The sequence below is a fragment of the Stenotrophomonas sp. TWI1151 genome (assembly GCF_039673135.1).
In the GTDB taxonomy this organism is placed as follows: Bacteria; Pseudomonadota; Gammaproteobacteria; order Xanthomonadales; family Xanthomonadaceae; genus Stenotrophomonas.
Genome location: NZ_JBDJLA010000014.1, coordinates 71,893 through 95,166, shown reverse-complemented (window position 1 = coordinate 95,166; position 23,274 = coordinate 71,893). Strand labels below are relative to the sequence as shown.

At 66.1% G+C, this 23,274-nt stretch carries 23 protein-coding genes; 16 read left to right on the top strand and 7 right to left on the bottom strand.

Going from position 1 to position 23,274, the window contains the following annotated elements; genetic code table 11:
• Positions 1–86: 86 nt before the first annotated feature.
• From ABE422_RS15880 to hslU, 6 genes are all read left to right on the top strand, one after another.
• The gene (locus ABE422_RS15880) at positions 87–332 is read left to right on the top strand and encodes a lipoprotein (RefSeq protein ID WP_019183672.1); all 246 of its coding nucleotides are present in this window, start codon (positions 87–89) and stop codon (positions 330–332) included.
• On the top strand, positions 325–1,179 hold the full coding sequence (dapF, locus tag ABE422_RS15875; protein WP_346481615.1) for a diaminopimelate epimerase: 855 nt from the start codon (positions 325–327) through the stop codon (positions 1,177–1,179). Before ABE422_RS15880 ends, dapF begins: the two co-directional genes overlap by 8 nt.
• Positions 1,176–1,853, top strand: coding sequence for a DUF484 family protein (locus ABE422_RS15870; protein ID WP_313219557.1), 678 nt, complete (start codon positions 1,176–1,178; stop codon positions 1,851–1,853). The genes dapF and ABE422_RS15870 overlap by 4 nt, the downstream gene beginning before the upstream one ends.
• Positions 1,854–1,875: 22 nt before the next feature.
• Positions 1,876–2,766: a tyrosine recombinase XerC gene (xerC, locus tag ABE422_RS15865; protein ID WP_313219558.1), complete on the top strand. Its 891-nt coding sequence runs from the start codon at positions 1,876–1,878 to the stop codon at positions 2,764–2,766.
• 91 nt (positions 2,767–2,857) lie between these two features.
• A complete protein-coding gene (hslV, locus tag ABE422_RS15860; protein ID WP_019183676.1) occupies positions 2,858–3,409 on the top strand; it encodes an ATP-dependent protease subunit HslV in 552 nt (183 codons plus the stop codon).
• A 148-nt stretch (positions 3,410–3,557) separates the two neighbouring features.
• Positions 3,558–4,931 carry an ATP-dependent protease ATPase subunit HslU gene (gene hslU, locus ABE422_RS15855; RefSeq protein WP_121039962.1) on the top strand — a complete coding sequence of 458 codons (1,374 nt, stop codon included), beginning with the start codon at positions 3,558–3,560 and terminating at the stop codon, positions 4,929–4,931.
• Positions 4,932–4,991: 60 nt separating this feature from the next.
• Here hslU and ABE422_RS15850 read toward each other — a convergent pair whose 3' ends face one another.
• Positions 4,992–5,660: a TetR family transcriptional regulator gene (locus ABE422_RS15850; protein WP_313212404.1), complete on the bottom strand. Its 669-nt coding sequence runs from the start codon at positions 5,658–5,660 to the stop codon at positions 4,992–4,994.
• 231 nt (positions 5,661–5,891) lie between these two features.
• Here ABE422_RS15850 and smeD point away from each other — a divergent pair, with 231 nt between their 5' ends.
• From smeD to ABE422_RS15835, 3 genes are read left to right on the top strand one after another with little or no spacing between them, the layout of a single operon-like run.
• Positions 5,892–7,070 (top strand): multidrug efflux RND transporter periplasmic adaptor subunit SmeD, encoded by a 1,179-nt coding sequence (smeD, locus tag ABE422_RS15845; protein WP_123730148.1) that lies wholly within the window; start codon positions 5,892–5,894, stop codon positions 7,068–7,070.
• Between the two features lie 12 nt (positions 7,071–7,082).
• Positions 7,083–10,229 carry a multidrug efflux RND transporter permease subunit SmeE gene (gene smeE / locus ABE422_RS15840; RefSeq protein WP_346483300.1) on the top strand — a complete coding sequence of 1,049 codons (3,147 nt, stop codon included), beginning with the start codon at positions 7,083–7,085 and terminating at the stop codon, positions 10,227–10,229.
• Positions 10,222–11,622 (top strand): efflux transporter outer membrane subunit, encoded by a 1,401-nt coding sequence (locus ABE422_RS15835; RefSeq protein WP_346483299.1) that lies wholly within the window; start codon positions 10,222–10,224, stop codon positions 11,620–11,622. The genes smeE and ABE422_RS15835 overlap by 8 nt, the downstream gene beginning before the upstream one ends.
• A 42-nt stretch (positions 11,623–11,664) precedes the next feature.
• Here ABE422_RS15835 and ABE422_RS15830 read toward each other — a convergent pair whose 3' ends face one another.
• The 4 genes from ABE422_RS15830 to ABE422_RS15815 form a co-directional block, all read right to left on the bottom strand.
• On the bottom strand, positions 11,665–12,084 hold the full coding sequence (locus ABE422_RS15830) for a low affinity iron permease family protein (protein ID WP_313212401.1): 420 nt from the start codon (positions 12,082–12,084) through the stop codon (positions 11,665–11,667).
• Positions 12,085–12,160: 76 nt separating this feature from the next.
• The gene (locus ABE422_RS15825; protein ID WP_313212400.1) at positions 12,161–12,493 is read right to left on the bottom strand and encodes a hypothetical protein; all 333 of its coding nucleotides are present in this window, start codon (positions 12,491–12,493) and stop codon (positions 12,161–12,163) included.
• Positions 12,494–12,555: 62 nt separating this feature from the next.
• Positions 12,556–12,834: a hypothetical protein gene (locus ABE422_RS15820; protein ID WP_313212399.1), complete on the bottom strand. Its 279-nt coding sequence runs from the start codon at positions 12,832–12,834 to the stop codon at positions 12,556–12,558.
• A gap of 256 nt (positions 12,835–13,090) precedes the next feature.
• On the bottom strand, positions 13,091–13,543 hold the full coding sequence (locus ABE422_RS15815) for a nucleoside deaminase (RefSeq protein ID WP_019186053.1): 453 nt from the start codon (positions 13,541–13,543) through the stop codon (positions 13,091–13,093).
• 79 nt (positions 13,544–13,622) lie between these two features.
• On the opposite strand from ABE422_RS15815, the gene ubiE reads away from it, so the two are divergent.
• The 3 genes from ubiE to ABE422_RS15800 all read left to right on the top strand — a co-directional run bounded on the left by ubiE (position 13,623) and on the right by ABE422_RS15800 (position 17,342).
• Entirely contained in the window at positions 13,623–14,384 is a 762-nt protein-coding gene (gene ubiE / locus ABE422_RS15810; protein ID WP_346483298.1) for a bifunctional demethylmenaquinone methyltransferase/2-methoxy-6-polyprenyl-1,4-benzoquinol methylase UbiE, read from the top strand.
• 68 nt (positions 14,385–14,452) lie between these two features.
• Complete coding sequence (locus tag ABE422_RS15805; RefSeq protein ID WP_313219564.1) at positions 14,453–15,319, top strand: GGDEF domain-containing protein; 867 nt, start codon at positions 14,453–14,455, stop codon at positions 15,317–15,319.
• An 82-nt stretch (positions 15,320–15,401) separates the two neighbouring features.
• On the top strand, positions 15,402–17,342 hold the full coding sequence (locus tag ABE422_RS15800) for a M1 family metallopeptidase (RefSeq protein ID WP_313219565.1): 1,941 nt from the start codon (positions 15,402–15,404) through the stop codon (positions 17,340–17,342).
• A 71-nt stretch (positions 17,343–17,413) separates the two neighbouring features.
• On the opposite strand, the gene ABE422_RS15795 is transcribed toward ABE422_RS15800, so the two are convergent.
• Positions 17,414–18,034: a TetR/AcrR family transcriptional regulator gene (locus ABE422_RS15795; RefSeq protein WP_313219566.1), complete on the bottom strand. Its 621-nt coding sequence runs from the start codon at positions 18,032–18,034 to the stop codon at positions 17,414–17,416.
• Between the two features lie 132 nt (positions 18,035–18,166).
• On the opposite strand from ABE422_RS15795, the gene ABE422_RS15790 reads away from it, so the two are divergent.
• The 3 genes from ABE422_RS15790 (at position 18,167) to ABE422_RS15780 (ending at position 20,647) form a co-directional block, all read left to right on the top strand.
• Complete coding sequence (locus ABE422_RS15790; protein WP_346483297.1) at positions 18,167–19,213, top strand: MBL fold metallo-hydrolase; 1,047 nt, start codon at positions 18,167–18,169, stop codon at positions 19,211–19,213.
• A gap of 94 nt (positions 19,214–19,307) precedes the next feature.
• Positions 19,308–20,039, top strand: a complete 732-nt coding sequence (locus ABE422_RS15785) for a hypothetical protein (RefSeq protein ID WP_313212991.1) — start codon at positions 19,308–19,310, stop codon at positions 20,037–20,039.
• On the top strand, positions 20,027–20,647 hold the full coding sequence (locus tag ABE422_RS15780; RefSeq protein ID WP_313219569.1) for an HAD family hydrolase: 621 nt from the start codon (positions 20,027–20,029) through the stop codon (positions 20,645–20,647). Before ABE422_RS15785 ends, ABE422_RS15780 begins: the two co-directional genes overlap by 13 nt.
• Positions 20,648–20,866: 219 nt before the next feature.
• Here ABE422_RS15780 and ABE422_RS15775 read toward each other — a convergent pair whose 3' ends face one another.
• Positions 20,867–21,805 carry a carbohydrate kinase family protein gene (locus tag ABE422_RS15775; RefSeq protein ID WP_346483296.1) on the bottom strand — a complete coding sequence of 313 codons (939 nt, stop codon included), beginning with the start codon at positions 21,803–21,805 and terminating at the stop codon, positions 20,867–20,869.
• 275 nt (positions 21,806–22,080) lie between these two features.
• Here ABE422_RS15775 and ABE422_RS15770 point away from each other — a divergent pair, with 275 nt between their 5' ends.
• A complete protein-coding gene (locus ABE422_RS15770) occupies positions 22,081–23,127 on the top strand; it encodes a rod shape-determining protein (protein ID WP_019186044.1) in 1,047 nt (348 codons plus the stop codon).
• Positions 23,128–23,274: the final 147 nt, after the last annotated feature.

Sequence of the window (23,274 nt, the reverse complement as noted above, 5' to 3'; positions counted from 1 at the left end):
GGGTGCCTCCAAGGGCGTGATTTTTAGCGCTGCCCGTTCATCCAGCCGGCACCCAAGCGCCCAAACACCGCGGCTATACTCGGAGGATGAAGACATCCCCCCGTACCCTCATCTCCCTGACGCTGGCCGCCTCGGCGCTGCTGGTGCTGTCGGCCTGTGGCAACAAGGGCCCGCTGGTCCTGCCGCAGAAGCCGGTCCCGGTCGAAGAACAGCTGGTTGAACCGGCCGCCGACGACGCCACGCCGCCGGCCGCCGATGCCGATACCGATTCCCCGGTGGTTCCCGATCCCGTTGAAGCGCCGGCGCTGAAGGCCAATGACGGGAATGAGTAAGTCGAACACCTCCGCGGCGCTGCGCTTCACCAAGATGCATGGCGCCGGCAATGATTTCGTGGTGTTGGACCTGCGCGATGGCAGCGCACCGCCGGATGCTGCGCTGGCCGCGCGGCTGGCCGATCGCCACACCGGCGTGGGGTGCGACCAGATCCTGACCATCGAGCCGCCCAAGGCGGAAGGCTCGGTCGCCTCGTATCGGATCTGGAATGCCGATGGCAGCCGTTCCGAGCAATGTGGCAACGGTGCGCGCTGCGTGGCGGCCTGGCTGGTGCGTGATGGCGCGGCTACCGGCAGCACCTTCGCGATCGATAGCCCGGTCACCACCCATGCAGTCGAACGGCTGGGCGAAGACCAGTACGCCGTGGCCATGGGCGTGCCGCGTTTCGAGCCGGAGAACGTGCCGCTGATCGGCTTCGCCCGCGCCCGCGAGGAATACCTGCTGCCGCTGCAGGGCGACACGGTGCGCTTCGGCGCGGTCTCGATGGGCAACCCGCATGCCGTGATCGAAGTGGGCCTGGTCGATGCCGCGCCGGTCGAACGTTTGGGGCCGCTGCTGCAGCAGCACGCCTCGTTCCCGAAATCGGTCAACGTCGGTTTCGTGCAGGTGCTCAGTCCGCAGCATGCGCGCCTGCGCGTGTATGAGCGCGGCGCCGGCGAAACCCTGGCCTGCGGCAGTGGCGCGTGCGCCGCGGCTGTAGTGATGATGCAGCGCGGCCGCCTGCAGCGCGATGCCACGATGTCGCTGCCCGGCGGTGACCTGCGCATCCGCTGGCCGGCCGATGATGCACAGATCGTGATGTCCGGACCCGCAGCCTTCGTCTTTGATGGGGAGTGGAACGCATGAGCGAGACCGCCGAGAAAATCGGGTCGCACGAAGTAGCCGCCTGGCTGCGTCGGCATCCGACCTTCCTGAAGCAGTTCCCGGATCTGGCCCTGACCCTGGTGGTGCCGCGCGATGACGGCCCCACCGCGTCACTGGCCAGCTACCAGCTGGAGGTGCTGCGCGACAAGAACCGTGAGCTGTCGCGACGGCTGGCCGATCTGGCCGCCAACGCACAGATCAACGAGCGCTTGGCCGTGCGCACGCACCAGCTGACCCTGGCACTGATGAAACAGGACTCGGCGGCGGACACCCTGCGGGCGATGGCCGCCTCGCTGGAAGAGGATTTCGCCGGGGATCTGGTGCGGCTGATCGTGCTGCATCCGGTTTCCGGGCTGGAACAGGCGCCGTGGCTGCAGGTGATCGAGGAGAGCAGCCCGCTGCTGGGTGTGTTCCGCGATTGCCTCAAGGACGGCGAACCGATCTGCGGCCGCCTGCAGCCGGAAAAGAGCACCGTGCTGTACGCCGGGCGCGCCGAGGAAGTGCAGTCCAGCGCGCTGCTGCCGCTGCCGGGTGTCGGCCTGATCGCGGTCGGCAGCCACGACGGCAATCGGTTCTACCCGGGCATGGGCACGCTGTTCCTGCGCATGATGGGCGAATCGCTGGTTGTAGCGCTGCAGCGCTTCGCCTCGCCCTGACGTTCCTTCGAGGGGAGTCGCCGTGAGTACCGCGCAGGACTTCCTGTCGCACCTGCAGGTGGAGCGCCGCATGTCGGCGCACACGCTGGATGCCTACCGTCGCGACCTGGACGCACTCGCGGCGTGGGCTGAGGGGCAGGGTGCGGTGATCGACACGCTCGACAGTGCGCAGCTGCGCCAGTTCATTGCTGCCGAACACCGCCGTGGGCTGTCACCGACGTCGCTGCAGCGCCGACTCTCTGCCTGCCGCAGTTTTTATGCCTGGTTGCTCAAGCACCATCGCATCGAGGCCAATCCCGCGACCGGCCTGAAAGCACCCAAGGCACCACGCAAACTGCCGCAGGTGCTCGACGCCGATGAAGCCGTGCAGCTGGTGGAACTGCCCACCGATGCACCGCTCGGCCTGCGCGATCGCGCGCTGCTGGAGCTGTTCTATTCCTCCGGGCTGCGCCTGAGCGAACTGTGCGCGCTGATCTGGCGCGACCTGGATTTCGACACCGGGCTGGTCAACGTACTGGGCAAGGGCAACCGCGAGCGCCGCGTGCCGTTCGGTTCGCATGCACGCACCGCGCTGCAGGGCTGGCGCGCCGACAGCGGCGGCGCGGCAACCGCACCGGTATTTCCCGGGCGCAAGGGCGGGCCCATCACCCAGCGCGCCGTGCAGATCCGCATCCGCCAGCTCGCCCAGCGCCAGGGCCTGTTCAAGCACGTGCACCCGCATATGCTGCGGCACAGCTTCGCCAGCCACATCCTGGAGTCCTCCGGTGATCTGCGCGGTGTGCAGGAGTTGCTTGGGCATGCCGATATCGCCACCACACAGATCTATACCCATCTGGATTTCCAGCATCTGGCCAAGGTCTACGACGCTGCGCACCCGCGTGCCAAGCGGCGCAAGAGCGGCAACGAAAGCTGAATCGATCCGCTGCGGCGTCCGGGCGCAGGGCAGGACGGGTTGAAGCGTCGGGCAGAGACCCCACCTCAGTCTTTGTCACCCCGGAGGCTCCATGGACCCCAGTCAGAACCCCAACGTATTTCATGCCACCACCATCATCTCGGTGCGGCGCAACGGGCATGTCGCCGTCGCCGGCGATGGTCAGGTCACGCTCGGCCACACGGTGATGAAGGGCAACGCCCGCAAGGTGCGCCGTCTGGGTCGGGAGGGCCAGGTGCTGGCCGGTTTCGCCGGTGCCGCCGCCGATGCCTTCACCCTGTTCGAGCTGTTCGAGGCCAAGCTGGAAAAGCACGGTCAGCTGCAGCGCGCCGCAGTGGAACTGGCCAAGGATTGGCGCACCGAGCGCCGCCTGGGCAAGCTCGAAGCGCTGCTCGCCGTCGCCGACAAGGACACCTCGCTGATCATCAGCGGCACCGGTGATGTGATCGAGCCGGAAGACGGCATCATCGCGATCGGTTCCGGTGGCTCCTATGCCCTGTCTGCCGCCCGCGCGCTGATGGCACATACCGAACTGGATGCCCGCACGATCGCCACCGAGTCGATCAACATCGCCGGTGACATCTGCATCTACACCAATCGCAACGTGGTGGTCGAAGAGCTTTGACACGGAGGGTCAACGCTCGGTAGCGCCACGCCATGCGTGGCTGCGGTATCCGGTCAGCCACGCATGGCGTGGCTCTACATCAGCGTTACGTCGCTGCCAGGCAGGCCGGTGATACGTCATTCCACCCCATATCCTCGTGAGCACACCCATGCCGCACAAGATTGAAGTTTCTTCCGCCACCATGACCCCGCGCGAGATCGTGCAGGAACTGGACCGGCACATCGTCGGCCAGCACGACGCCAAGCGCGCGGTCGCCATCGCGCTGCGCAACCGCTGGCGCCGCATGCAGCTGCCGGCCGAGCTGCGCAACGAAGTCATGCCCAAGAACATCCTGATGATCGGCCCGACCGGCGTCGGCAAGACCGAGATCGCGCGTCGCCTGGCCACGCTGGCCAATGCGCCGTTCGTCAAGGTTGAAGCCACTCGGTTTACCGAGGTCGGCTATGTCGGCAAGGACGTGGAGCAGATCATCCGCGACCTGGCCGACACCGCGGTCAAGCTGTATCGCGAGCAGGCCAAGGTCCGCGTGCGCACCCAGGCCGAAGAGCGCGCCGAAGACCGCATCCTGGATGCATTGCTGCCGCGCCGCAGCACCGGTATCGGTTTCGATGCCGAAGCCGCGCGCAACGAACCGTCCGCACAGGACAACGAGACCCGCATCAAGTTCCGCCGCATGCTGCGCAACGGTGAACTGGACGAGCGCGAGATCGAACTGGAAGTCTCGGCCAATGTCAGCATGGACATCATGACCCCGCCAGGCATGGAGGAAATGGGGCAGCAGCTGCGCCAGATGTTCTCCAGCATGGGCGGTGCGAAGGCGCAGAAGCGCACGCTGTCGATCAAGGCCGCGCGTCCGCTGCTGATCGAGGAAGAGGCCGGCAAGCTGGTCAACGAAGACGATATCCGCAGCGCGGCGATCGAAGCCTGCGAGCAGCACGGCATCGTGTTCATCGATGAGATCGACAAGGTCGCCAAGCGCGGTGACAACGTCGGCGGCGGCGATGTGTCGCGCGAAGGCGTCCAGCGCGATCTGCTGCCGCTGGTGGAAGGCTCCAACGTGTCCACCAAGTACGGCACCATCAAGACCGACCACATCCTGTTCATCGCCTCCGGTGCGTTCCACCTGGCCAAGCCCAGCGATCTGATCCCGGAACTGCAGGGTCGTTTCCCGATCCGCGTGGAACTGGGCGCGCTGAGCAAGCAGGACTTCGTGCGCATCCTGACCGAGCCGAAGGCCGCGCTGACCAAGCAGTACGAAGCGCTGCTGCAGACTGAAGGCGTCTCGATGAAGTTCACGGTCGATGCGGTGGACCGCTTGGCCGAGATCGCCTTCCAGGTGAACGAGCGCCAGGAAAACATCGGCGCGCGCCGCCTGCACACGGTGCTGGAGCGCTTGCTGGATACGCTGAGCTATGAAGCCCCGGACCGCGATGGCGAGACCATCAGCATCGACCAGGCTTACGTCGACGCGCACCTGGGTGAGCTGGTGCAGGATCCGGACTTGAGCCGCTACATCCTGTAACGGCACGCAACGATCGGGTGGTAGGAAGAACGGCGGCACTTCGGTGTCGCCGTTTTTTTCTCAGGCGTCGTCGTCGGTTGGCAGGGCGGTCGGCGGTGCGCCCGGGGTGAATACACCCGGCTGCACGAATGCGCTGAGGATCGCATCCAGCGTCTGCGCGCCATCGCGCTGGATCTCGAACAGCTCCGGTTCCAGCATCGCGCTATACAGCACCCCGGTCAGGCTGGTGCTCACGATGCGTGCCACCGTGTCCACGTCCACCCCCTCGCGCAGCTGCCCCAACTCGCGCGCGCGCTGGAACGCGGCCGCGAAGATACCCAGCTCCTCGCGCGATGCCTCCAGCTGCAGCACCTGCATCGCCTGGCTTTCCACCGACAGATCATTGCGCAGCATGATTTCCATCATGTTGCGCAGGCGTTCGTCTTCGGCCAGCTCCCGGAAGGAGACCAGCAGTGCCGAGCGCAGGTCCAGGATCGGTGTAGTGCGCTTGGCCGAGGTGGTGCGTCGCAGCCGCTCGATGAACGGGACGCGCTCGCGATCGATCATCGCGGTCAGCACTTCGGTCTTGTTCTTGAAATGCCAGTACACCGCGCCGCGGGTGAATCCGGCGCGCGCCCCGATCATCGCCAGGCTGGTGCCGGCGACCCCGTATTCATGGAAACAGACCTGGGCCGCATCGAGGATGCCCTCGCGGGTGGCCTGCGCCTCTTCTTTGGTTTTTCTGGCCATTGCGCTGTGCAGTTGCTGGATGAAACCGGCCTGAATTGTACCGCTTTACAAACAAACATGCATGTATGTATATTTGCGCCCCACTGATCCTCAGCGAGGACTGCCTGCGCATGCCGGCGGGTCTCGTTTCGGATATTTGCCGTCATTTGCTGCCTGTTTGTCGTCATTCTTCGCTTTTATCGGAAGTTTGGCTGCAGGCGCGCCCTTTTCCGTCTGCGAGCCCCTACCGCCATGTCCAGAACCCCGTACCGTCTTCTCGCGCTGTCCCTCGCGATCGCCCTGACCGTGTCTGCCTGTGGCGGTGGTGAGCAGGAGGGTCCGCAGGGCGGCCCCGGCCAGGTGACCGTGGCCACCCTGAAAGCCGAACAGGTCGGGCTGACCCGCGAGCTGCCGGGCCGCACCAATGCCTTCCTGGTGGCCGAAGTGCGCCCGCAGGTCAACGGCATCGTGGCCAAGCGGTTGTTCACCGAAGGCGGCCTGGTCACTGCCGGGCAGCCGCTGTATCAGCTCGATGACGCCAGCTATCGCGCCCAGGCCAACAGCGCCCGTGCCCAGCTGGCGCGCGCCGAAGCCACCGCCAATGCCGCACGCCTGAGCGCCAAGCGCATCGGCGAGCTGGCCAAGGTCGAGGCGGTCAGCACCCAGGACAACGAAAACGCGATCGCCGCGCTGAAGCAGGCCGAAGCCGATGTCGGCGCCGCGCGTGCCTCGCTGGACGCGGCCAACGTGACGCTGGGGTATGCGCGCATCACCGCGCCGATCAGCGGCCGCATCGGCAAGTCCTCGGTTACCCAGGGCGCGCTGGTCAGTGCCGGTCAGGCCGAAGCGCTGGCCACCGTGCAGCAGTTGAACCCGATCTATGTCGATCTGACCCAGTCCGCCAGCGAGCTGCTGCAGCTGCGCCGCGAACTGGCCAGCGGCCGCCTGCAGGACAACCAGACCCTGCCGGTGACGATCCTGCTCGATGACGGCACCGAGTTCGACCACAAGGGCACGCTGGAATTCTCCGAAGTCAGCGTGGATCCGACCACCGGCAGCTACGCGCTGCGGGTCAAGGTCGAGAACCCGGACCAGGTGCTGATGCCGGGCATGTACGTGCGTGCGCAGGTGGGCAGCGGCGTGCGCGACAACGCGATCCTGGTGCCGATGCAGGGCATCGCCCGCGATCCCAAGGGCGATACCAGCGCCATGGTGGTCGGCAAGGACGACAAGGTCGAAGTGCGGCAGGTCAAGGTCAGCCGTTCGCTCGGCGACAAGTGGCTGGTCGAAGACGGGTTGAAGGCGGGTGACAAGGTCATCGTCGAAGGCCTGCAGAAGATCCAGCCGGGCATGCCCGTGCAGGCCACCGAAATGGGCGCGGCCCCGGCCAAGCCGGCCGCCGCGCCGGCGGCTCCCGCCGCCCAGCAGTAACCGGAGAATTCCATGGCACGTTTCTTCATTGATCGCCCCATCTTCGCGTGGGTGATTGCGATCATCATCATGCTCGCCGGCGGCCTGGCGGTGCTCAAGCTGCCGGTGTCGATGTATCCGGAAGTGGCACCGCCGGCCGTCGAGATCAGCGCCAGCTACCCGGGTGCATCGGCCAAGGTGGTCGAGGACTCGGTGACGCAGATCATCGAGCAGAACATGAAAGGCCTGGATGGCCTCATCTACTTCTCGTCCAACAGCTCGGCCAACGGCCAGGCGACCATCACCCTCACCTTCGAGAGCGGGACCAACCCGGATATCGCGCAGGTGCAAGTGCAGAACAAGCTGCAGCTGGCCATGCCGCTGCTGCCGCAGGAAGTGCAGCGCCAGGGCATCAACGTCGCGAAGTCGAGCAGTGGCTTCCTGCAGGTGCTCGGCTTCGTCTCTGAAGACGGCAGCATGGATGCCAACGACATCTCCGATTACGTCGGCTCCAACATCGTCGATCCGCTGAGCCGCGTGCCAGGCGTGGGCAACATCCAGGTGTTCGGTGGCAAGTACGCCATGCGTATCTGGCTGGACCCCAACAAGCTGCACACCTACAAGCTGTCCACTGCCGAAGTGATCGCCGCGATCACCGCGCAGAACGCGCAGGTCGCCATCGGTCAGCTCGGCGGCGCGCCGTCGATCAAAGGCCAGCAGCTCAACGCGACCATCAACGCGCAGGACCGCCTGCAGACGCCGGAGCAGTTCCGCAACATCATCGTGCGCAGCGCGCAGGACGGTGCTGAACTGCGCCTCTCAGATGTTGCCCGCGTCGAGTTGGGTGCGGAGTCGTACGACTTCGTGACCCGTTACAACGGCAAGCCGTCATCGGGTATCGCGATCACGCTGGCGACCGGCGCCAATGCGCTGGACACCGCCAATGGCGTGCGTGCGGCGCTGGATGAGATGGAGCCGAACTTCCCGGCCGGCCTGAAGGCCGTGGTGCCGTATGACACCACGCCGTTCGTGCAGGTCTCGATCAAGGGCGTCATCAAGACCCTGATCGAAGCCATCGTGCTGGTGTTCCTGGTGATGTACCTGTTCCTGCAGAACTTCCGCGCGACCCTGATCCCCACGATCGCGGTGCCGGTGGTGCTGCTGGGCACGTTCGGCATCCTGGCCGCGCTGGGCTTCTCGGTGAACATGTTGACCATGTTCGCGATGGTGCTGGCGATCGGCCTGCTGGTCGATGACGCGATCGTGGTGGTGGAGAACGTCGAGCGGATCATGTCCGAAGAGGGCCTGTCACCGCTGGAAGCGACACGCAAATCGATGACCCAGATCACCGGCGCACTGGTCGGCATCGGCCTGGTGCTGTCGGCGGTGTTCGTGCCGATGGCCTTCATGAGCGGCGCCACCGGCGTCATCTACCGCCAGTTCTCGGCCACGATCGTCTCGGCGATGGCGCTGTCGGTGCTGGTCGCGATCGTACTGACCCCGGCGCTGTGCGCCACCATGCTCAAGCCGCTCAAGAAGGGCGAGCACCACGTGGCCCACAAGGGCTGGTCGGGGCGTTTCTTCAACGCGTTCAACCGCGGTTTCGACCGTTCCAGCAATGGCTATCAGCGTGGCGTGCGCGGCATTCTCGGCCGTCCGTGGCGTTTCATGGGCGTGTTCGCCGCGCTGGCGCTGGTGATGGGCCTGCTGTTCATGCGCCTGCCCAGCTCGTTCCTGCCCAACGAAGACCAGGGCATCCTGATGGCGCTGGTGCAGACCCCGGTCGGGGCCACCCAGGAGCGCACCCTGGAATCGATCGACAAGCTCGAAAAGCACTTCATGGAGAACGAGGCCGACGCGATCGAGTCGATCTTCTCGGTGCAGGGCTTCAGCTTCGCCGGCATGGGCCAGAACGCGGGCATGGCCTTCGTCAAGCTCAAGGACTGGAAGGACCGTGATGCCGATCAGGGTGCGATGCCGGTGACCGGTCGCGCGATGGCGGCGCTGGGCGGGATCAAGGATGCCTTCATCTTCGCCTTCCCGCCGCCGGCGATGCCGGAACTGGGTATCGGCTCGGGTTACACCTTCTTCCTGAAGGACACCAGCGGAGCTGGTCACCAGGCGCTGCTGGACGCACGCAACCAGCTGCTCGGCATGGCAGGGCAGAGCAAGCTGCTGGCCAACGTGCGCCCCAACGGCCAGGAAGACACCCCGCAGCTGCGCATCGACATCGACGTCGGCAAGGCCAGTGCGCTGGGCCTGTCGCTGGAGGCGGTCAACACCACGCTCGCTGCGGCCTGGGGCAGCAGCTACATCGATGACTTCATCGACCGTGGCCGGGTCAAGCGCGTGTACGTGCAGTCCGATGCGCCGTTCCGCATGAACCCGGAAGACTTCAACCTGTGGTCGGTCAAGAACACCGCCGGTGAGATGGTGCCGTTCTCGGCCTTCGCCAGCCAGCGCTGGGACTACGGTTCGCCGCGCCTGGAGCGCTACAACGGTGTGTCCGCCATGGAAATCCAGGGTGAGCCGGCACCGGGCGTGGCCTCGGGCGATGCGATGAACGAAGTGGAGAAGCTCGCCAAGCAGTTGCCGGCCGGTTTTGACATCGAGTGGACCGCGCTGTCCTACCAGGAGCGCCAGGCCGGTTCGCAGACGCCGCTGCTGTACACGCTGTCGCTGCTGATCGTGTTCCTGTGCCTGGCCGCGCTGTATGAAAGCTGGAGCGTGCCGACCTCGGTGCTGCTGGTGGCCCCGCTGGGCATCCTCGGCGCGGTGCTGGCCAACACCATGCGTGGCATGGAGCGCGATATCTACTTCCAGGTGGCGATGCTGACCACGGTCGGTTTGACCAGTAAGAACGCGATCCTGATCGTGGAGTTCGCCAAGGAAAACCTGGAGAAGGGCGCCGGCCTGATCGAGGCGACGATGCACGCCGTGCGTGACCGTCTGCGCCCGATCATCATGACTTCGCTGGCCTTCGGCCTGGGCGTGCTGCCGCTGGCGATCGCCTCCGGTGCCGGTTCCGGCGCACAGCAGGCCATCGGTACCGGCGTGCTGGGGGGCATGGTGGTCGGCACGCTGCTGGGCGTGTTCTTCATCCCGCTGTTCTTCGTGGTGGTGCAGCGCGTGTTCAATCGCAAGAAGTACGGCAAGAACGCCGGAGGTTCCGATGCGTAAGCCCTTGATGGCCAGCCTGGCGCTGGCCGTGAGCCTGGTGGTGTCCGGCTGCTCGACGCTGGAGCCGCGCAGCACCGAAGTCGCCCCGGCGATTCCCGCGCAGTGGCCGGGCACGGCCACCGCAGGGGCGGTGACCACCGCACCGATGGAGGTGGCCGACATCGGCTGGCGCGATTTCTTCGTCGATCCGCGCCTGCAGACGGTGATCACCCACGCCCTGGAGAACAACCGCGACCTGCGCGTGGCCGTGCTCAATGTCGAGCGTGCCCGGGCGCAGTACCGCATCCAGCGCGCTGACCGCGTGCCGGCGGTCGGTGTGCAGGGGCAGATGACCCGCAGTGGCGGCGATGCCCCGGTGACCGAGCAGTTCAGTGCCAACCTCGGCGTGGTCGAGTTCGAACTGGATCTGTTCGGCCGCGTGCGCAACCTCAGCCAGGCGGCGCTGCAGCAGTACTTCGCAGAAGCGGCCAACCGCCGCAGTGCGCAGCTGTCGCTGGTGGCCGAGGTGGCCAATGCGTGGCTGACCCTGGGCGCGGACAACGAGCAGCTGCGGATCGCGCAGGCGACGTTGGCGACCTATGAGGATTCGCTGCGCCTGACCGAGGCCCGCCGTCAGCTCGGTGGCGCCTCGGCGCTGGAACTGAGCCAGACCCGTACCCTGGTGGAAACCGCGCGCACCGATGTGGCGCGCTTTGCCGGGCAGGTCGCGCAGGATCGCAACGCGCTGGTGCTGCTGGCCGGTGGGCCGATCGATGCCTCGCTGCTGCCGCAGGCGGAGGTGACCGAGGTCGCCAGCGTGCGGCCGCTGCCGGCCGGGATGCCGGGCGATGTGCTTCTGCAGCGGCCGGACGTGATGGCGGCCGAGCACGTGTTGCTCTCGGCCAACGCCAACATCGGTGCGGCGCGCGCGGCGTTCTTCCCGTCGATCAGCCTGACCGGCAACATCGGGTCGGCCTCGTCGGAGCTGTCGGGGCTGTTCGACGGCGGCACGCGCGTGTGGAGCTTCATTCCCAAGCTCAACCTGCCCATCTTCCAGGGCGGCAAGCTGCGCGCCAATCTGGGCATGGCCACGGCGGATCGCGATATCGCGCTGGCGCAGTATGAGAAGGCGATCCAGGTCGGTTTCCGCGAGGCGGCCGATGCACTGGCGCTCAACGAGAGTCTGGATGCGCAGTTGTCGTCGCAGCAGGCGCTGGTGGCGGCGGCGGAGCAGGCGCAGCGGTTGTCGCAGGCACGCTATGACGCCGGCCTGGACAGCTTCCTGACCCTGCTGGATGCACGCCGTACGGCGTACACCGCACGGCAGTCGCTGGTCAGCACGCAGCTGGCCCGGCAATCCAATCAGGTCGCGTTGTACAAGGTGCTCGGCGGCGGTTGGCACGAGCGCGGGTGAATGATCCACGCGGGTGCGGCCACGTTGCCGCACCTGCGCCGCTCAGGGATCGTCTGCCCGGCCATCGCCGTGGCAGCGGCGCGCGCGATCCAATGCGCTGCCTGCTTCGCGGGCCATCCGTTCGTATTCGCGGCGGATTTCTTCCAGGCGCTCTTCGTCCAGCTCTTCGAGATCGAGCAGTTCGTTGTTGGCCTCTTTCGTCGCGCGGATCAGCTCATCGAGCTTGATCTGGATCGCAGCGGTATCCGCGTTCTGGCTGTGCTGGATCAGGAACACCATCAGGAAGGTGATGATGGTGGTGCCGGTGTTGATCACCAGCTGCCAGGTGTCGTTGAACCGGAAGATCGGGCCGCTCAAGGCCCAGATGACCACGATCGTCACCGCCGCCAGGAAGGTCCACGGCGTTCCTGCCGCATAGGACGCCTTCTTGGCGACAAGATTGAAGAGACTGCGCAGTTTCATGAGGCACGACAGGTAGGAGCCGAGGTGCCTGCATCATTGGTGGGGCGCCGTGCAGGCGCTGTGCAGCCGGCGCAGGTCAGACGCGGGCATGCAGCCGCGGGCGCGATGCCTGGTCCTGGCGACCGGCGAGGTAAACGTGTTCCCAGCACTGGTCAACGAACTGACGGGCCTGGTCTTCGGACAGGCGCGGCATGATCTGCAGCGCGTAATGAGTCTGGAACATTTCATCGCGCTCCTCATCACTGGCACGCGGTTGCGTGATCAGCGAATCGCAGGCGAATTTGATCCACGGCACGTAATGGCCGAATGAGCCCGTCCCGAGGTTGCCGTCGGCGTGACGCTGGCGCCAGTAGCTGACTTCGGCGTCGACATCGATGACGGCAGGGATGGAGATCTGGGCGGAGGACATGGTCACTTCAATATGGGAAGAAGGGAATCTGGATGATGGCGTAGGGCGCGGTGCATGTGATGTCATGGCGATGTGGAGCCGGTGTGGCGGCGTTCGCCCCGTTGTTCGCCCAGCAGATGCGCGTGGTGGACCACCCCCAGGCGTTCGGCCAGCGTCGCCAGCCGGTTGCAGACGGCGACGCGATGATGAGGATGGGACCGCGTCAACTCTTCCTGGATGGCCTGGTAGGCATCCCAGAAAGGCGCGGCGTTTTGGTGGCGTGCGTAGTGCACCTGCAGTCTTTCCCACGCGTCCATCAACGCAGGTTCGACGGAGGAGGTGCGGCGGGTTTGGGCATGCATGACGTCTCCTCGACGATGGTGCCCCCTGTGCAACCACCTTAAGACGTTCATGCAGCGCGGTTGTTAGTGCGGCGTGTTCGCGATGTCCCACGGCGGTGTGCGGCGCGTGAGGGTGTCACGTGCATACACCCATGGCACAGGGCATTGCGTGCCGCCTTGCTCACTGAAGCATTCAGAACGTTGCAGCACCCGCGCGCTGCGTATTGGCATCACGCGGGCAGGTTCCGCGCGCATCCGCGCGGAACGGTGGTGTTTCTTATTCGCCGATGTCTTCGTTCCAGACCTCGGGATGGGCGCTGATGAAGCCGCCAAGCAGGTCGATGCATGCCTGGCTCTGCATGTCGATCACCTTGACCCCGTTCTCGCGCAGCCACTCGATGCCGCCCTGGAAGGTGACCGACTCGCCCACCACCACGGTGCCGATGTTGAACTGGCGCACCAGCCCGCTGCAGTACCAGCACGGGGCCAGGGTGGTGACCATGATGGTGTCCTGGTAGCGGCGCTGGCGGCCGGCCTTGCGGAAGGCATCGGTTTCGCCGTGCACCGAGGGGTCGCCTTCCTGGACGCGGCGGTTGTGGCCGCAGCCGAGCAGGCGGCCGTCGTTGTGGTACAGCGCGGCGCCGATCGGGATGCCGCCTTCGGCCAGGCCCTGGCGGGCTTCGGCGATGGCGGTTTCGAGCAGGGCGGCGTAGTCGGGGGTGGTGATCATGCGCAATCCAGGAACGTGAAGGCCCCCATGATAGTGGGCGGCCTGCCGCAACGGCGCCGGCGGTGCGATAATCGTCCCCATGAGCGAATCCCCCTACAAGACTGGCACCACCCATTTCGGCTTCCGCGATGTCGCTGCGAAGGACAAGCAGAAGCTGGTGGGCGAAGTGTTCACCTCGGTCGCGCGCAGCTACGACCTGATGAACGATCTGATGAGCCTGGGCATCCACCGGGCGTGGAAGCGCTACTACGTGGCCACCGCGCAGGTGAAGCCGGGCGACCGCGTGCTGGATCTGGCCGGCGGCACCGGCGATATCGCCGCGCTGATCAAGGAGCGGGTGGGTGACGAGGGTGAAGTGGTGCTGGGCGATATCAACGCCGGCATGCTCTCCGTCGGCCGTGACCGGCTGACCAACCGCGGCCTGGTCGCGGGCCTGAACTACGTGCAGTGCAACGCCGAGGCGCTGCCGTTCCCGGATGCGAGCTTCGATCTGGTCACGATCGCCTTCGGGCTGCGCAACGTCACCGACAAGGAAGCCGGCCTGCGCGAGATGCATCGCGTGCTCAAGGTGGGCGGCCAGGCGCGCGTGCTGGAGTTCTCGGAAGTCACCGCCGACTGGTTCAAGCCGATCTACGATTTCCACTCGTTCAAGATCCTGCCCACGCTGGGCCAGCTGTTCGCGCGTGATGGCGACAGCTACCAGTACCTGGCCGAGAGCATCCGCAAGCATCCGCCGCAGGAGCAGCTCAAAACCATGATGGCCGAGGCCGGTTTCGAGCGCTGCCATTACAAGAACCTGACTGGCGGCATCGTTTCGATTCACTCCGGCTACAAACTTTGAGACAGAGGTCCGGTTCCCGCTGAGGGAGCTCGGCCACACTGCAGGCAGGCTGTCGAAGAGGGCCTGCCATGCGTCTGTACCGCGGGCTTGCCCGTGTGTTTCCCCGCTCGTTCACCGCCAAGCTGATGGCGGTGGTCTTCCTTGGCCTGCACGTGCCGCTGCTGGTCCTGCTGGTGTGGATGGCCGCCACCGGCCATTACGCGCGCGGCGTGATGTGGACCGTGGTCGGCGTGGTCCTGCTGGCCACGCTGCTCGGCACGGCGATCGCGATGATGGCGCTGTACCGCCTGATGGCGCCGCTGCGCCAGGCCGCCGATGCGCTGGAGGCCTACTACGACGAGCAGCGCCTGCCGCATCTGCCCGATTTGGGCCACGATGAGATCGGCCGGCTGCTGCGCAGCATCAACCGCAACCTGCATGGCGTGGACGCCGGCCTGCGTGACCTGCGTCGCAGTGTGCTGCTCGATCCGCTCACCCAGGCCCTGAACCGGCGCGGCTGCGAGCAGGCGCTGGCCGATTCCGCCGCCTGGGCCAGCGAGAAGGCCCGTCCGCTGACCCTGTTCGTGGTCGATCTGGACAACCTCAAGCCGATCAACGACGCCCACGGCCATCTGGCCGGCGACCAGGTGCTGGTGCGGCTGGTGGAGACCGCGCGACAGTGGCTGCGCGGCCCGGACTGGATCGGGCGCTGGGGCGGCGATGAGTTCCTGCTGGCCGTACACGCCGATGCCAACGAGGCCGGCGAGCGGGTGACGCGTTGGCTGGCGCAGCTGGCCGCGCCCGCGCGTGCCGGCGACCCGCCGGTACGCGCCAGCGCCGGCGCGGCCGCGTATCGCCCCGGCGATGACCTGCGCGAGGCCTACCGGCGTGCCGATGCGGCGATGTACCGGGCCAAGTACGCCGGGGGCGGGCGCCTGTTGCGCGCCGAGGACTGAATGCGCGAACCGCCACGCATGGCCTGCGCGGGCGTCGGGGACAGGGGGTAAACTGGTCGTTTCACCCTGATCGGTCCCGTTCATGCGATCTCCGTTCCTGTTGATTCCCCTGGCCGTCGCCCTGGCGTCCGGCTGTTCCAAAGAACCGGCGGCTCCGACCGTCGATCCCACTGCCACCGCCCCGGCGAGCACTGCCATGAAAGCCGACAGCCGCAGCCACGATGAAAGTTCGTACGCCGAGCCGGACAAGGTCGTCGTCAAGGACATCGCGCTGGACCTGAAGCTGGATTTCGACAGCAAGCAGATCGGCGGCACCGCGACCTACACGCTGGAGTGGAAGGACAAGGCCGCCAAGCAGCTGGTGCTGGACACCCGCGAGCTGACCGTGGAGAAGGTTGAGGCGATCGCCGCCGACGGCAAGGCTGCACCGCTGCCGTTCGTGCTGGCACCGGCCGACAAGGTGTTCGGCAGCAAGCTGAGCATCGAGACGCCGGATCAGCCGGCCAAGGTCGTGATCACCTATCACACCGCACCGACCGCCTCGGGCCTGCAGTGGCTGGAGCCGTCGATGACCGAGGGCAAGAAGCTGCCCTTCATGTTCAGCCAGTCCCAGGCCATCCACGCCCGTTCCTGGGTGCCGCTGCAGGACACGCCGAGCGTGCGCTTCACCTACAGCGCGCATGTCACCTCGCGCCCGGACGTGATGGTGCTGATGAGCGCCGACAACGATCCCAAGGCCGCGCGTGATGGTGATTACACCTTCAAGATGCCGCAGCCGATCCCGTCCTACCTGCTGGCCATCGCCGCCGGCGACCTGGTGTTCGAGCCGATCTCCGGCCGCTCCGGCGTGTGGGCCGAACCGACCATGGTCGGCAAGGCCGCCAAGGAGTTCGAAGACACCGAGAAGATGATCGGCGCTGCCGAGAAGCTCTACGGCGAATACCGTTGGGGCCGCTACGACATGCTGGTGCTGCCGCCGTCGTTCCCGTTCGGTGGCATGGAAAACCCGCGCCTGACCTTCGCTACCCCGACCGTGATCGTCGGCGACAAGTCGCTGGTCTCGCTGGTGGCCCACGAACTGGCACACAGCTGGTCGGGCAACCTGGTGACCAACGCCAGCTGGAAGGACATCTGGCTCAACGAGGGCTTCACCACCTACGTGCAGGGCCGCATCACCGAGGCGCTGTACGGCCAGGAAATGGCCGAGATGGAGCGCGAGATCGACCAGAACGATCTGCTCGCCGAAGTGAAGGACATGAGCGCGGCCGACCAGGCCCTCGCCCTGCCGCCGCTGAGCGAGCGTGACCCGGACGAGGCATTGAGCCAGGTCGCCTACGTCAAGGGCGCCTGGTTCCTGCAGTTCCTGGAACAGCGCTTCGGCCGCGAAACCTTCGATCCGTTCCTGCGGGGCTGGTTCGATGACCATGCCTTCCAGAGCGCGAACACCGACCAGTTCGTCGAGTACCTGAAGAAGAACCTGCTGTCCAAGAAGCCCGGCGCCGTCAGCGACGCCGAGCTGAAGGCATGGCTGGACGAGCCGGGCATTCCGTCGTTCGCGACCAAGGCCCGCTCGCGCAACTTCTCCATCGTCGATACCGCCCGCATCGCCTGGCAGGGCAGCAACACGCTGCCCAACGCGCAGATCACCGGCGAGTGGGGCACCCAGGAATGGGTGCACTTCATCGACGGCCTGGGCAAGACCCTGCCGGTGGAGAAGCTGGCCGCGCTGGACAAGGCCTACCACTTCACCGGTACCGCCAACGGCGAGATCGCGATGCGCTGGTATCCGTTGACGATCCGCAGCGGCTACAGCGAAGCGAACGAAGCCGCCGGTGCGTTCATCGAGCGCGTCGGCCGTCGCAAGCTGATCATGCCGATCTACGCCGAACTGGTGAAGACACCGGAAGGCCTGGCCTTCGCCAAGGCCGCCTTCGCCAAGGCCAAGCCGGGCTACCACCCGATCACCACGGGCTCGGTGCAGGACATGCTGGACAAGGCCGAGGCGGGCACGGCCAAGCCGTAATCGCCAGACGCATCGGTTGAACGAAAAACGGCGGGGAAACCCGCCGTTTTTTTATGCCTGGGCGCCGGCGCTCACACCGCGCGGACCGCCAGGAACATGTCCACGCAGTCGTGCATCACCTGCTGCTGCTGTGCCGGCGTGAGCGGTGGCTGGCCGAAGGTGATCTGCGGCCAGAACGCAAAGGCCTTGAGCATCGCCTGCAACTGGTGCGCGGCGTCGGCCGGCGGCATGTCCGTGCGCAGCCGGCCATCGGCCTGGGCCGCGCGGATCCAGCCGGTCAGGCCTTCTTCCTTCTCGGCCAGCTTGTCCATCATCGCGCGCGCGCGCTCGGGGGCATGGACCAGTTCGGCCATCGCGACCCGGGACAGATCGATGAAGCCTGGGTCGTCGAGCAGGTGCATCTTGCGCGCCGCGAACAGCAACAGTTGATCGCGCAGCGGCCGTGCCGGGTCGTAGGGCACGACAGCCAGCGCCTGGCTGGCCTCGAACAGCTGCCACAGGATGGCGGTGAACAACTCGTCCTTGCTGGCGAAGTGGTTGTACACGGTGCGCTTGGACACCTCGGCCGTGGCCGCGATGCGATCCATGCTGGTGCCGGCAAAGCCGAATTCGCGGAACTCTGCCACCGCGGCGCGGAGGATGGCCTCGCGTTTACGGTCGGTGAGGCGGCTGGGACGGTCGGGGGCGCTCATGCGGATTATTTTACACCGTTCAGTTTACTTTTCGGAAAAGGCAAGTAAACTCGCCGGTGTACTTTCCAGGGCAAGCCCCGCATGAAACGTCGCCTGCCTCGATTCCTCCTCCTTCTGACGGTGTTGATCGCCATGTCCATTGGCCTGTTGACCTGCGGTGCCCGCCCGGCGGCCGCCTATGACCAGTCGCCGCAATTCGGCGACGGGCACTTCCACAATCCCGCAGGCAAGAGCGCGCTGGGCTTCGTCGGCACGCTGGGCGTGATGTGGAAAATGCTGTTCGAAAAGCCCGCCGACGCCACTCCGCTGGCCCCGATTCCGGTGCAGGCGCTGAGCCGCCAGGCCCTGCTCGACGCGCCCGACGACAGCCTGTGGCGACTGGGTCACTCGACGATGCTGATGAAGCTGGACGGCCATTTCTGGCTGACCGACCCGGTCTTCGCCGAACGTGCCTCGCCGATGTCGTTCATGGGCCCCAAGCGCTTCCATGCGCCGCCGCTCACCATCGACGAACTGCCGCCCATCACCGGCGTGATCATCTCCCACGACCACTACGATCACCTCGACCACGATGCCATCCTCGCGCTCGCGCCCAAGGTGCAGCACTTCGTCACCGCGCTCGGCGTTGGCGACCGCCTGATCGGGTGGGGCGTACCGGCCGCGAAGGTCGTGCAGCTGGACTGGTGGCAGGACACCCGCGTGGAGGGCCTGAAAATCGTCGCGACCCCGGCCCAGCACTTCTCCGGCCGCACCCTCGCCGACGGCAACCGCACGCTGTGGGCGTCGTGGGTGATCGACACCGGGCGTACCCGGATCTTCTTCAGCGGCGACACCGGCTACTTCGACGGCTTTGCCCGCATCGGCGAGCGCTACGGCCCGTTCGACCTGACCATGATCGAGACCGGTGCCTACGATGCGCAGTGGCCGGATGTGCACATGCAGCCCGAACAGAGCCTGCAGGCGCATCTGGACGTGCGTGGCAAGGTAATGATGCCGATCCACAACGGTACCTTCGACCTCGCGTTGCATCCGTGGACCGAACCGTTCGAACGCATCACCGCGCTGGCGCAGGAACAGGGCGTGGCGCTGACTGCGCCGCACATGGGCGAACGCCTGGATATCCGCACGCCGGCACCGTCGACCCAGTGGTGGCGCGAAGGACAGCCGACAACGAAGTGAGATCGGCACCGTGCGGCTCCGCACCGGCATGACGCGCTTGGCGATAAAGTAGGCTCAGGCGCCCGGCGCGTCATCGTCCAACACGGAGCACGCAATGAAACGACTGATCCTGGTAGCGGCCTGCGCCTTCGCGCTGGCGGCCTGCAGCAACCCCGAGGCCGAGCGCCAGGCGCAGGAAGCCGCCGCGGCTGCCGCCAAGGCGCAGCAGGAAGAAAAGGCCGAAGGCGTAGCCAAGCAGTACGACATGGCGGTCGCCGCGCAGGATTGGGAGCGTGCCCGCATCCACGGTGGCTCGCTGCTGGACCAGTACAAGGACACCGACGTCGCCGCCCGGATCGAACCGGGCTATGCCGAGGTCAAGGCCAAGGCCGAGGCCGCGCGCGAGACGCGCCGTCTGCAGGCCCTGTGGCAGTACAACCAGATCCCGGTGGGCACCAAGGGCATCCAGTCCTCGGCGCAGATCTACAGCAAGGAGCGCGTGGACGTGGATGGCAGCGGTGCCAAGCCGGTGCAGCTCGTGTTCCGCGATCATCCCGAATGGAAGCGCCATGCGTACCTCGTGCTGCAGGCCGGCGATTTCCGCTGCCCGAAGTGCCAGGTCAAGGTGACCGTCGACGATGGCAAGCCGGTGTCCATGGCCGCCTGGCGGCCGGATACAGATGAAGCGATCGCGATGTTCATCACCGACCAGAAAGCGCTGTGGAACCTGGCGCGCAAGGCCAAGGTGATCAGCATCGAGTTCCCGGTCAAGGCCGGTGGCACGCGCACGGCCGTGTTCGAAACCGGTGGTGTGGATGCCAGCCGCATGCCGCAGTGGTGGAAGTGAGCGGCCTGCCGGCGATCCGTCACTGGGTGTTCGACATGGACGGTACGCTGACCGTGGCGGTACACGATTTCCAGCGCATCAAACGTGACCTTGCGATTCCCCCGGACGACGACATCCTCACCCATCTGGCCGCGCTGCCGGCCGAGGAGGCCGCGGCCAAGCATGCGTGGTTGCTCGCACACGAACGTGCGCTGGCCGGGGCGGCGCAGCCCGCCCCCGGCGCCGTCGCCCTGATCCGCGCGCTGCACGCCGCGGGCTGCCGGCTGGGCATCCTGACCCGCAACGCACGCGAACTCGCCGAGGTGACCCTGCAGGCGATCGGTGTCGGGGACGTGTTCGCCCGAGAGGACATCATCGGCCGCGACGAAGCCGAGCCCAAACCGTCACCGGCGGGCCTGCGCTATTTCGTTGAGCGTTGGCAGGTGGATCCTGCCCAGGTGGTGATGGTCGGCGACTACCGCTTCGACCTGGAATGCGGCCGTGCCGCCGGCACCCGCACCGTGCTGGTCAACACCCCGGACAACCCCTGGCCGGGCATGGCCTGCTGGCACCTGGCCGATTGCGGGCAGGTGCTGGCGGCATGGGAAGGCAATCAGATGTCGGCCTGACCGCGCCGGACAAGTTCCTGCCCATGATCGGCAGGCGGTGGACCCGGAAAGCAGCCAGGCATGGCCTGGCTCTACCCTCATCCCCCCCCGATTCCCGTCTGGTGGAGAGCCCCCTTGATGTTCAAGGGGGCGCGCCGAAGGCGCGGGGATAAGGTGGTATGCAATTGGGACTCGCGATTCGCTACGGCGAATCGTGGGCCGCGTTTGATCGCACTGCGATCAAACGTTCAACGCGTAACCAAACTGCTGCTTGAACTGCTCATTGAACTCATCGAACGTGAAGCGCTGGTTCTGGGTGCCCGGGTGCTCGACCTTCAGCGCGCCCATCAGGTTGCCCATGCGGCCGATGGTCAGCCAGTCGTAGCCCTTCTCGATGCCGTAGATCAGGCCGGCGCGGAACGCATCGCCGCAGCCGGTCGGATCGATCACGCGGCGCTCGTGCGCCGGCGGGATGTCATAGGTCTTTTCCGGGGTGTGGATGACCGCGCCCTTGGGGCCACGGGTGGTGATGTAGGCCTTGACCCGGCTCACGATCGCCTGTTCATCCCAGCCGGTGCGCTCCTGCAGCAGGTTGGACTCGTAGTCGTTGACGACGACGTAGTCGGCCTGCTCGATGAAGGTGCGCAGCTCCGGGCCGTTGAACAGCGGCATGGCCTGGCCCGGGTCGAAGATGAACGGCACGCCGGCCTCGAAGAATTCCTGCGAGTTCTGGATCATGCCCTCGCGCCCATCCGGGCCGACCAGGCCCAGGGTTACGCCCGGCACGTCTTTCACGTGGTTCTCGTAGGACCGCATCATCGCGCCCGGGTGGAAGGCGGTGATCTGGTTGTTGTCGTGATCGGTGGTGATGAACGCCTGCGGGGTGAACAGCTCATCGATCACCTTGACCCGGCTCAGGTCGATGCCCAGGCCCTGGAAGTACTCGCGGTACGGGCCGAAATCCGAACCCACCGTGCCCATCGGGATCGGCTCGCCACCCAGCAGGTACAGGTTGTAGGCGATGTTGCCGGCGCAACCGCCGAATTCACGACGCATGCGCGGCACCAGGAACGACACATTCAGGATGTGCACCTTGTCCGGCAGGATGTGATTCTTGAACTGGTCCGGGAACACCATGATGGTGTCGAAGGCAAGAGAACCACAGATCAAAGCGGACATCGAGTAAGGCCTATGCGGAAGGGGGTTTGAGGCCCGTTGGGCGGGCAACGAAACGGCGCCCTGCGGCGCCCTGCGGCGCAAAGGTTAACGGGTAGGGCGGCTTTGGGCCAGAACCCGGGCTGTCCGGATTGGCCTGAATGGCCGTGAAGGCTGGCTTTCGGCCAGATTTGTCCTTGCTCGCGCACAGGGGGATTGCTAGGCTTGTCGGCCTCGAATTCTGCCCATTTTTTCGCCATCCCGCGTTGGGCGCGACACCCCTCAGGATCAACTCCCAGATGTTCAAGAAACTGCGTGGCATGTTCTCCAATGACCTGTCCATCGACCTGGGCACGGCCAACACCCTCATCTACGTGCGTGGGCAGGGGATCGTGCTGAACGAGCCGTCGGTCGTGGCCGTGCGCCAGGACCGTGCCATCGGTGGTACCCGTTCCGTGGCTGCCGTGGGCGCCGAGGCCAAGCAGATGCTGGGCCGTACCCCGGGTCATATCACCACCATCCGCCCGATGAAGGATGGCGTCATCGCCGACTTCACCTACACCGAGGCGATGCTCAAGCACTTCATCAAGAAGGTCCACAAGTCGCGCTTCCTGCGCCCGAGCCCGCGCGTGCTGGTCTGCGTGCCGGCCGGCTCGACCCAGGTCGAGCGCCGCGCGATCAAGGAATCGGCCGAAGAGGCCGGTGCGCGTGATGTGTTCCTGATCGAAGAGCCCATGGCCGCTGCGATCGGCGCCGGCATGCCGGTCACCGAGGCGCGCGGCTCGATGGTCATCGACATCGGCGGCGGCACCACCGAAGTGGCCGTGATCTCCCTCAACGGCATCGTCTACTCGGCCTCCGTGCGTATCGGCGGCGACCGCTTCGACGAATCGATCACCAACTACGTGCGCCGCAACCACGGCATGCTGATTGGTGAAGCGACCGCCGAGCGGATCAAGGTCGAGCTGGGCTGCGCCTACCCGCAGGCGGAAGTGATCGAGATGGAAATCTCCGGCCGCAACCTCGCCGAGGGCGTGCCGAAGATGATCAAGATCAACTCCAACGAAGTGCTTGAAGCCCTGCATGAGCCGCTCTCGGGCATCGTCAGCGCGGTCAAGCTGGCGCTGGAGCAGACCCCGCCGGAACTGTGTGCCGACGTCGCCGAGCGCGGCATCGTGCTGACCGGTGGTGGCGCCCTGCTGCGCGACATGGACCGCCTGATCTCCGAGGAAACCGGCCTGCACGTGCAGGTGGCCGATGACCCGCTGACCTGCGTGGCCCGCGGTGGTGGTCGTGCGCTGGAGCTGGTGGACATGCACGGCAACGAGTTCTTTGCGCCGGAGTGAGCCGTACCGGCCGTGTATCGTAGACGCGCCTCTGCGGCGTGATGCCTCCGGCAAGCGTCGCTTGCCGGGCGTCACCTCGCCGGGGCGTTGTCGCATGCTGTTCCCGCTGCGCTCTTGTTCCGCGCGCTTCATCCACATTATTTCCAG

Coding starts and splice junctions, on each gene's coding strand:
- hslU (WP_121039962.1), top strand. CDS start 3,558: ATGCCGCACAAGATTGAAGTTTCTTCCGCCACCATGACCCCGCGCGAG.
- ABE422_RS15850 (WP_313212404.1), bottom strand. CDS start 5,660: ATGGCCAGAAAAACCAAAGAAGAGGCGCAGGCCACCCGCGAGGGCATC.
- ubiE (WP_346483298.1), top strand. CDS start 13,623: ATGAGCGAATCCCCCTACAAGACTGGCACCACCCATTTCGGCTTCCGC.
- smeD (WP_123730148.1), top strand. CDS start 5,892: ATGTCCAGAACCCCGTACCGTCTTCTCGCGCTGTCCCTCGCGATCGCC.
- smeE (WP_346483300.1), top strand. CDS start 7,083: ATGGCACGTTTCTTCATTGATCGCCCCATCTTCGCGTGGGTGATTGCG.
- ABE422_RS15800 (WP_313219565.1), top strand. CDS start 15,402: ATGCGATCTCCGTTCCTGTTGATTCCCCTGGCCGTCGCCCTGGCGTCC.
- ABE422_RS15770 (WP_019186044.1), top strand. CDS start 22,081: ATGTTCAAGAAACTGCGTGGCATGTTCTCCAATGACCTGTCCATCGAC.
- hslV (WP_019183676.1), top strand. CDS start 2,858: ATGGACCCCAGTCAGAACCCCAACGTATTTCATGCCACCACCATCATC.
- ABE422_RS15880 (WP_019183672.1), top strand. CDS start 87: ATGAAGACATCCCCCCGTACCCTCATCTCCCTGACGCTGGCCGCCTCG.
- dapF (WP_346481615.1), top strand. CDS start 325: ATGAGTAAGTCGAACACCTCCGCGGCGCTGCGCTTCACCAAGATGCAT.
- ABE422_RS15835 (WP_346483299.1), top strand. CDS start 10,222: ATGCGTAAGCCCTTGATGGCCAGCCTGGCGCTGGCCGTGAGCCTGGTG.
- ABE422_RS15830 (WP_313212401.1), bottom strand. CDS start 12,084: ATGAAACTGCGCAGTCTCTTCAATCTTGTCGCCAAGAAGGCGTCCTAT.
- ABE422_RS15820 (WP_313212399.1), bottom strand. CDS start 12,834: ATGCATGCCCAAACCCGCCGCACCTCCTCCGTCGAACCTGCGTTGATG.
- ABE422_RS15795 (WP_313219566.1), bottom strand. CDS start 18,034: ATGAGCGCCCCCGACCGTCCCAGCCGCCTCACCGACCGTAAACGCGAG.
- ABE422_RS15825 (WP_313212400.1), bottom strand. CDS start 12,493: ATGTCCTCCGCCCAGATCTCCATCCCTGCCGTCATCGATGTCGACGCC.
- ABE422_RS15785 (WP_313212991.1), top strand. CDS start 19,308: ATGAAACGACTGATCCTGGTAGCGGCCTGCGCCTTCGCGCTGGCGGCC.
- ABE422_RS15870 (WP_313219557.1), top strand. CDS start 1,176: ATGAGCGAGACCGCCGAGAAAATCGGGTCGCACGAAGTAGCCGCCTGG.
- ABE422_RS15815 (WP_019186053.1), bottom strand. CDS start 13,543: ATGATCACCACCCCCGACTACGCCGCCCTGCTCGAAACCGCCATCGCC.
- ABE422_RS15775 (WP_346483296.1), bottom strand. CDS start 21,805: ATGTCCGCTTTGATCTGTGGTTCTCTTGCCTTCGACACCATCATGGTG.
- ABE422_RS15805 (WP_313219564.1), top strand. CDS start 14,453: ATGCGTCTGTACCGCGGGCTTGCCCGTGTGTTTCCCCGCTCGTTCACC.
- ABE422_RS15790 (WP_346483297.1), top strand. CDS start 18,167: ATGTCCATTGGCCTGTTGACCTGCGGTGCCCGCCCGGCGGCCGCCTAT.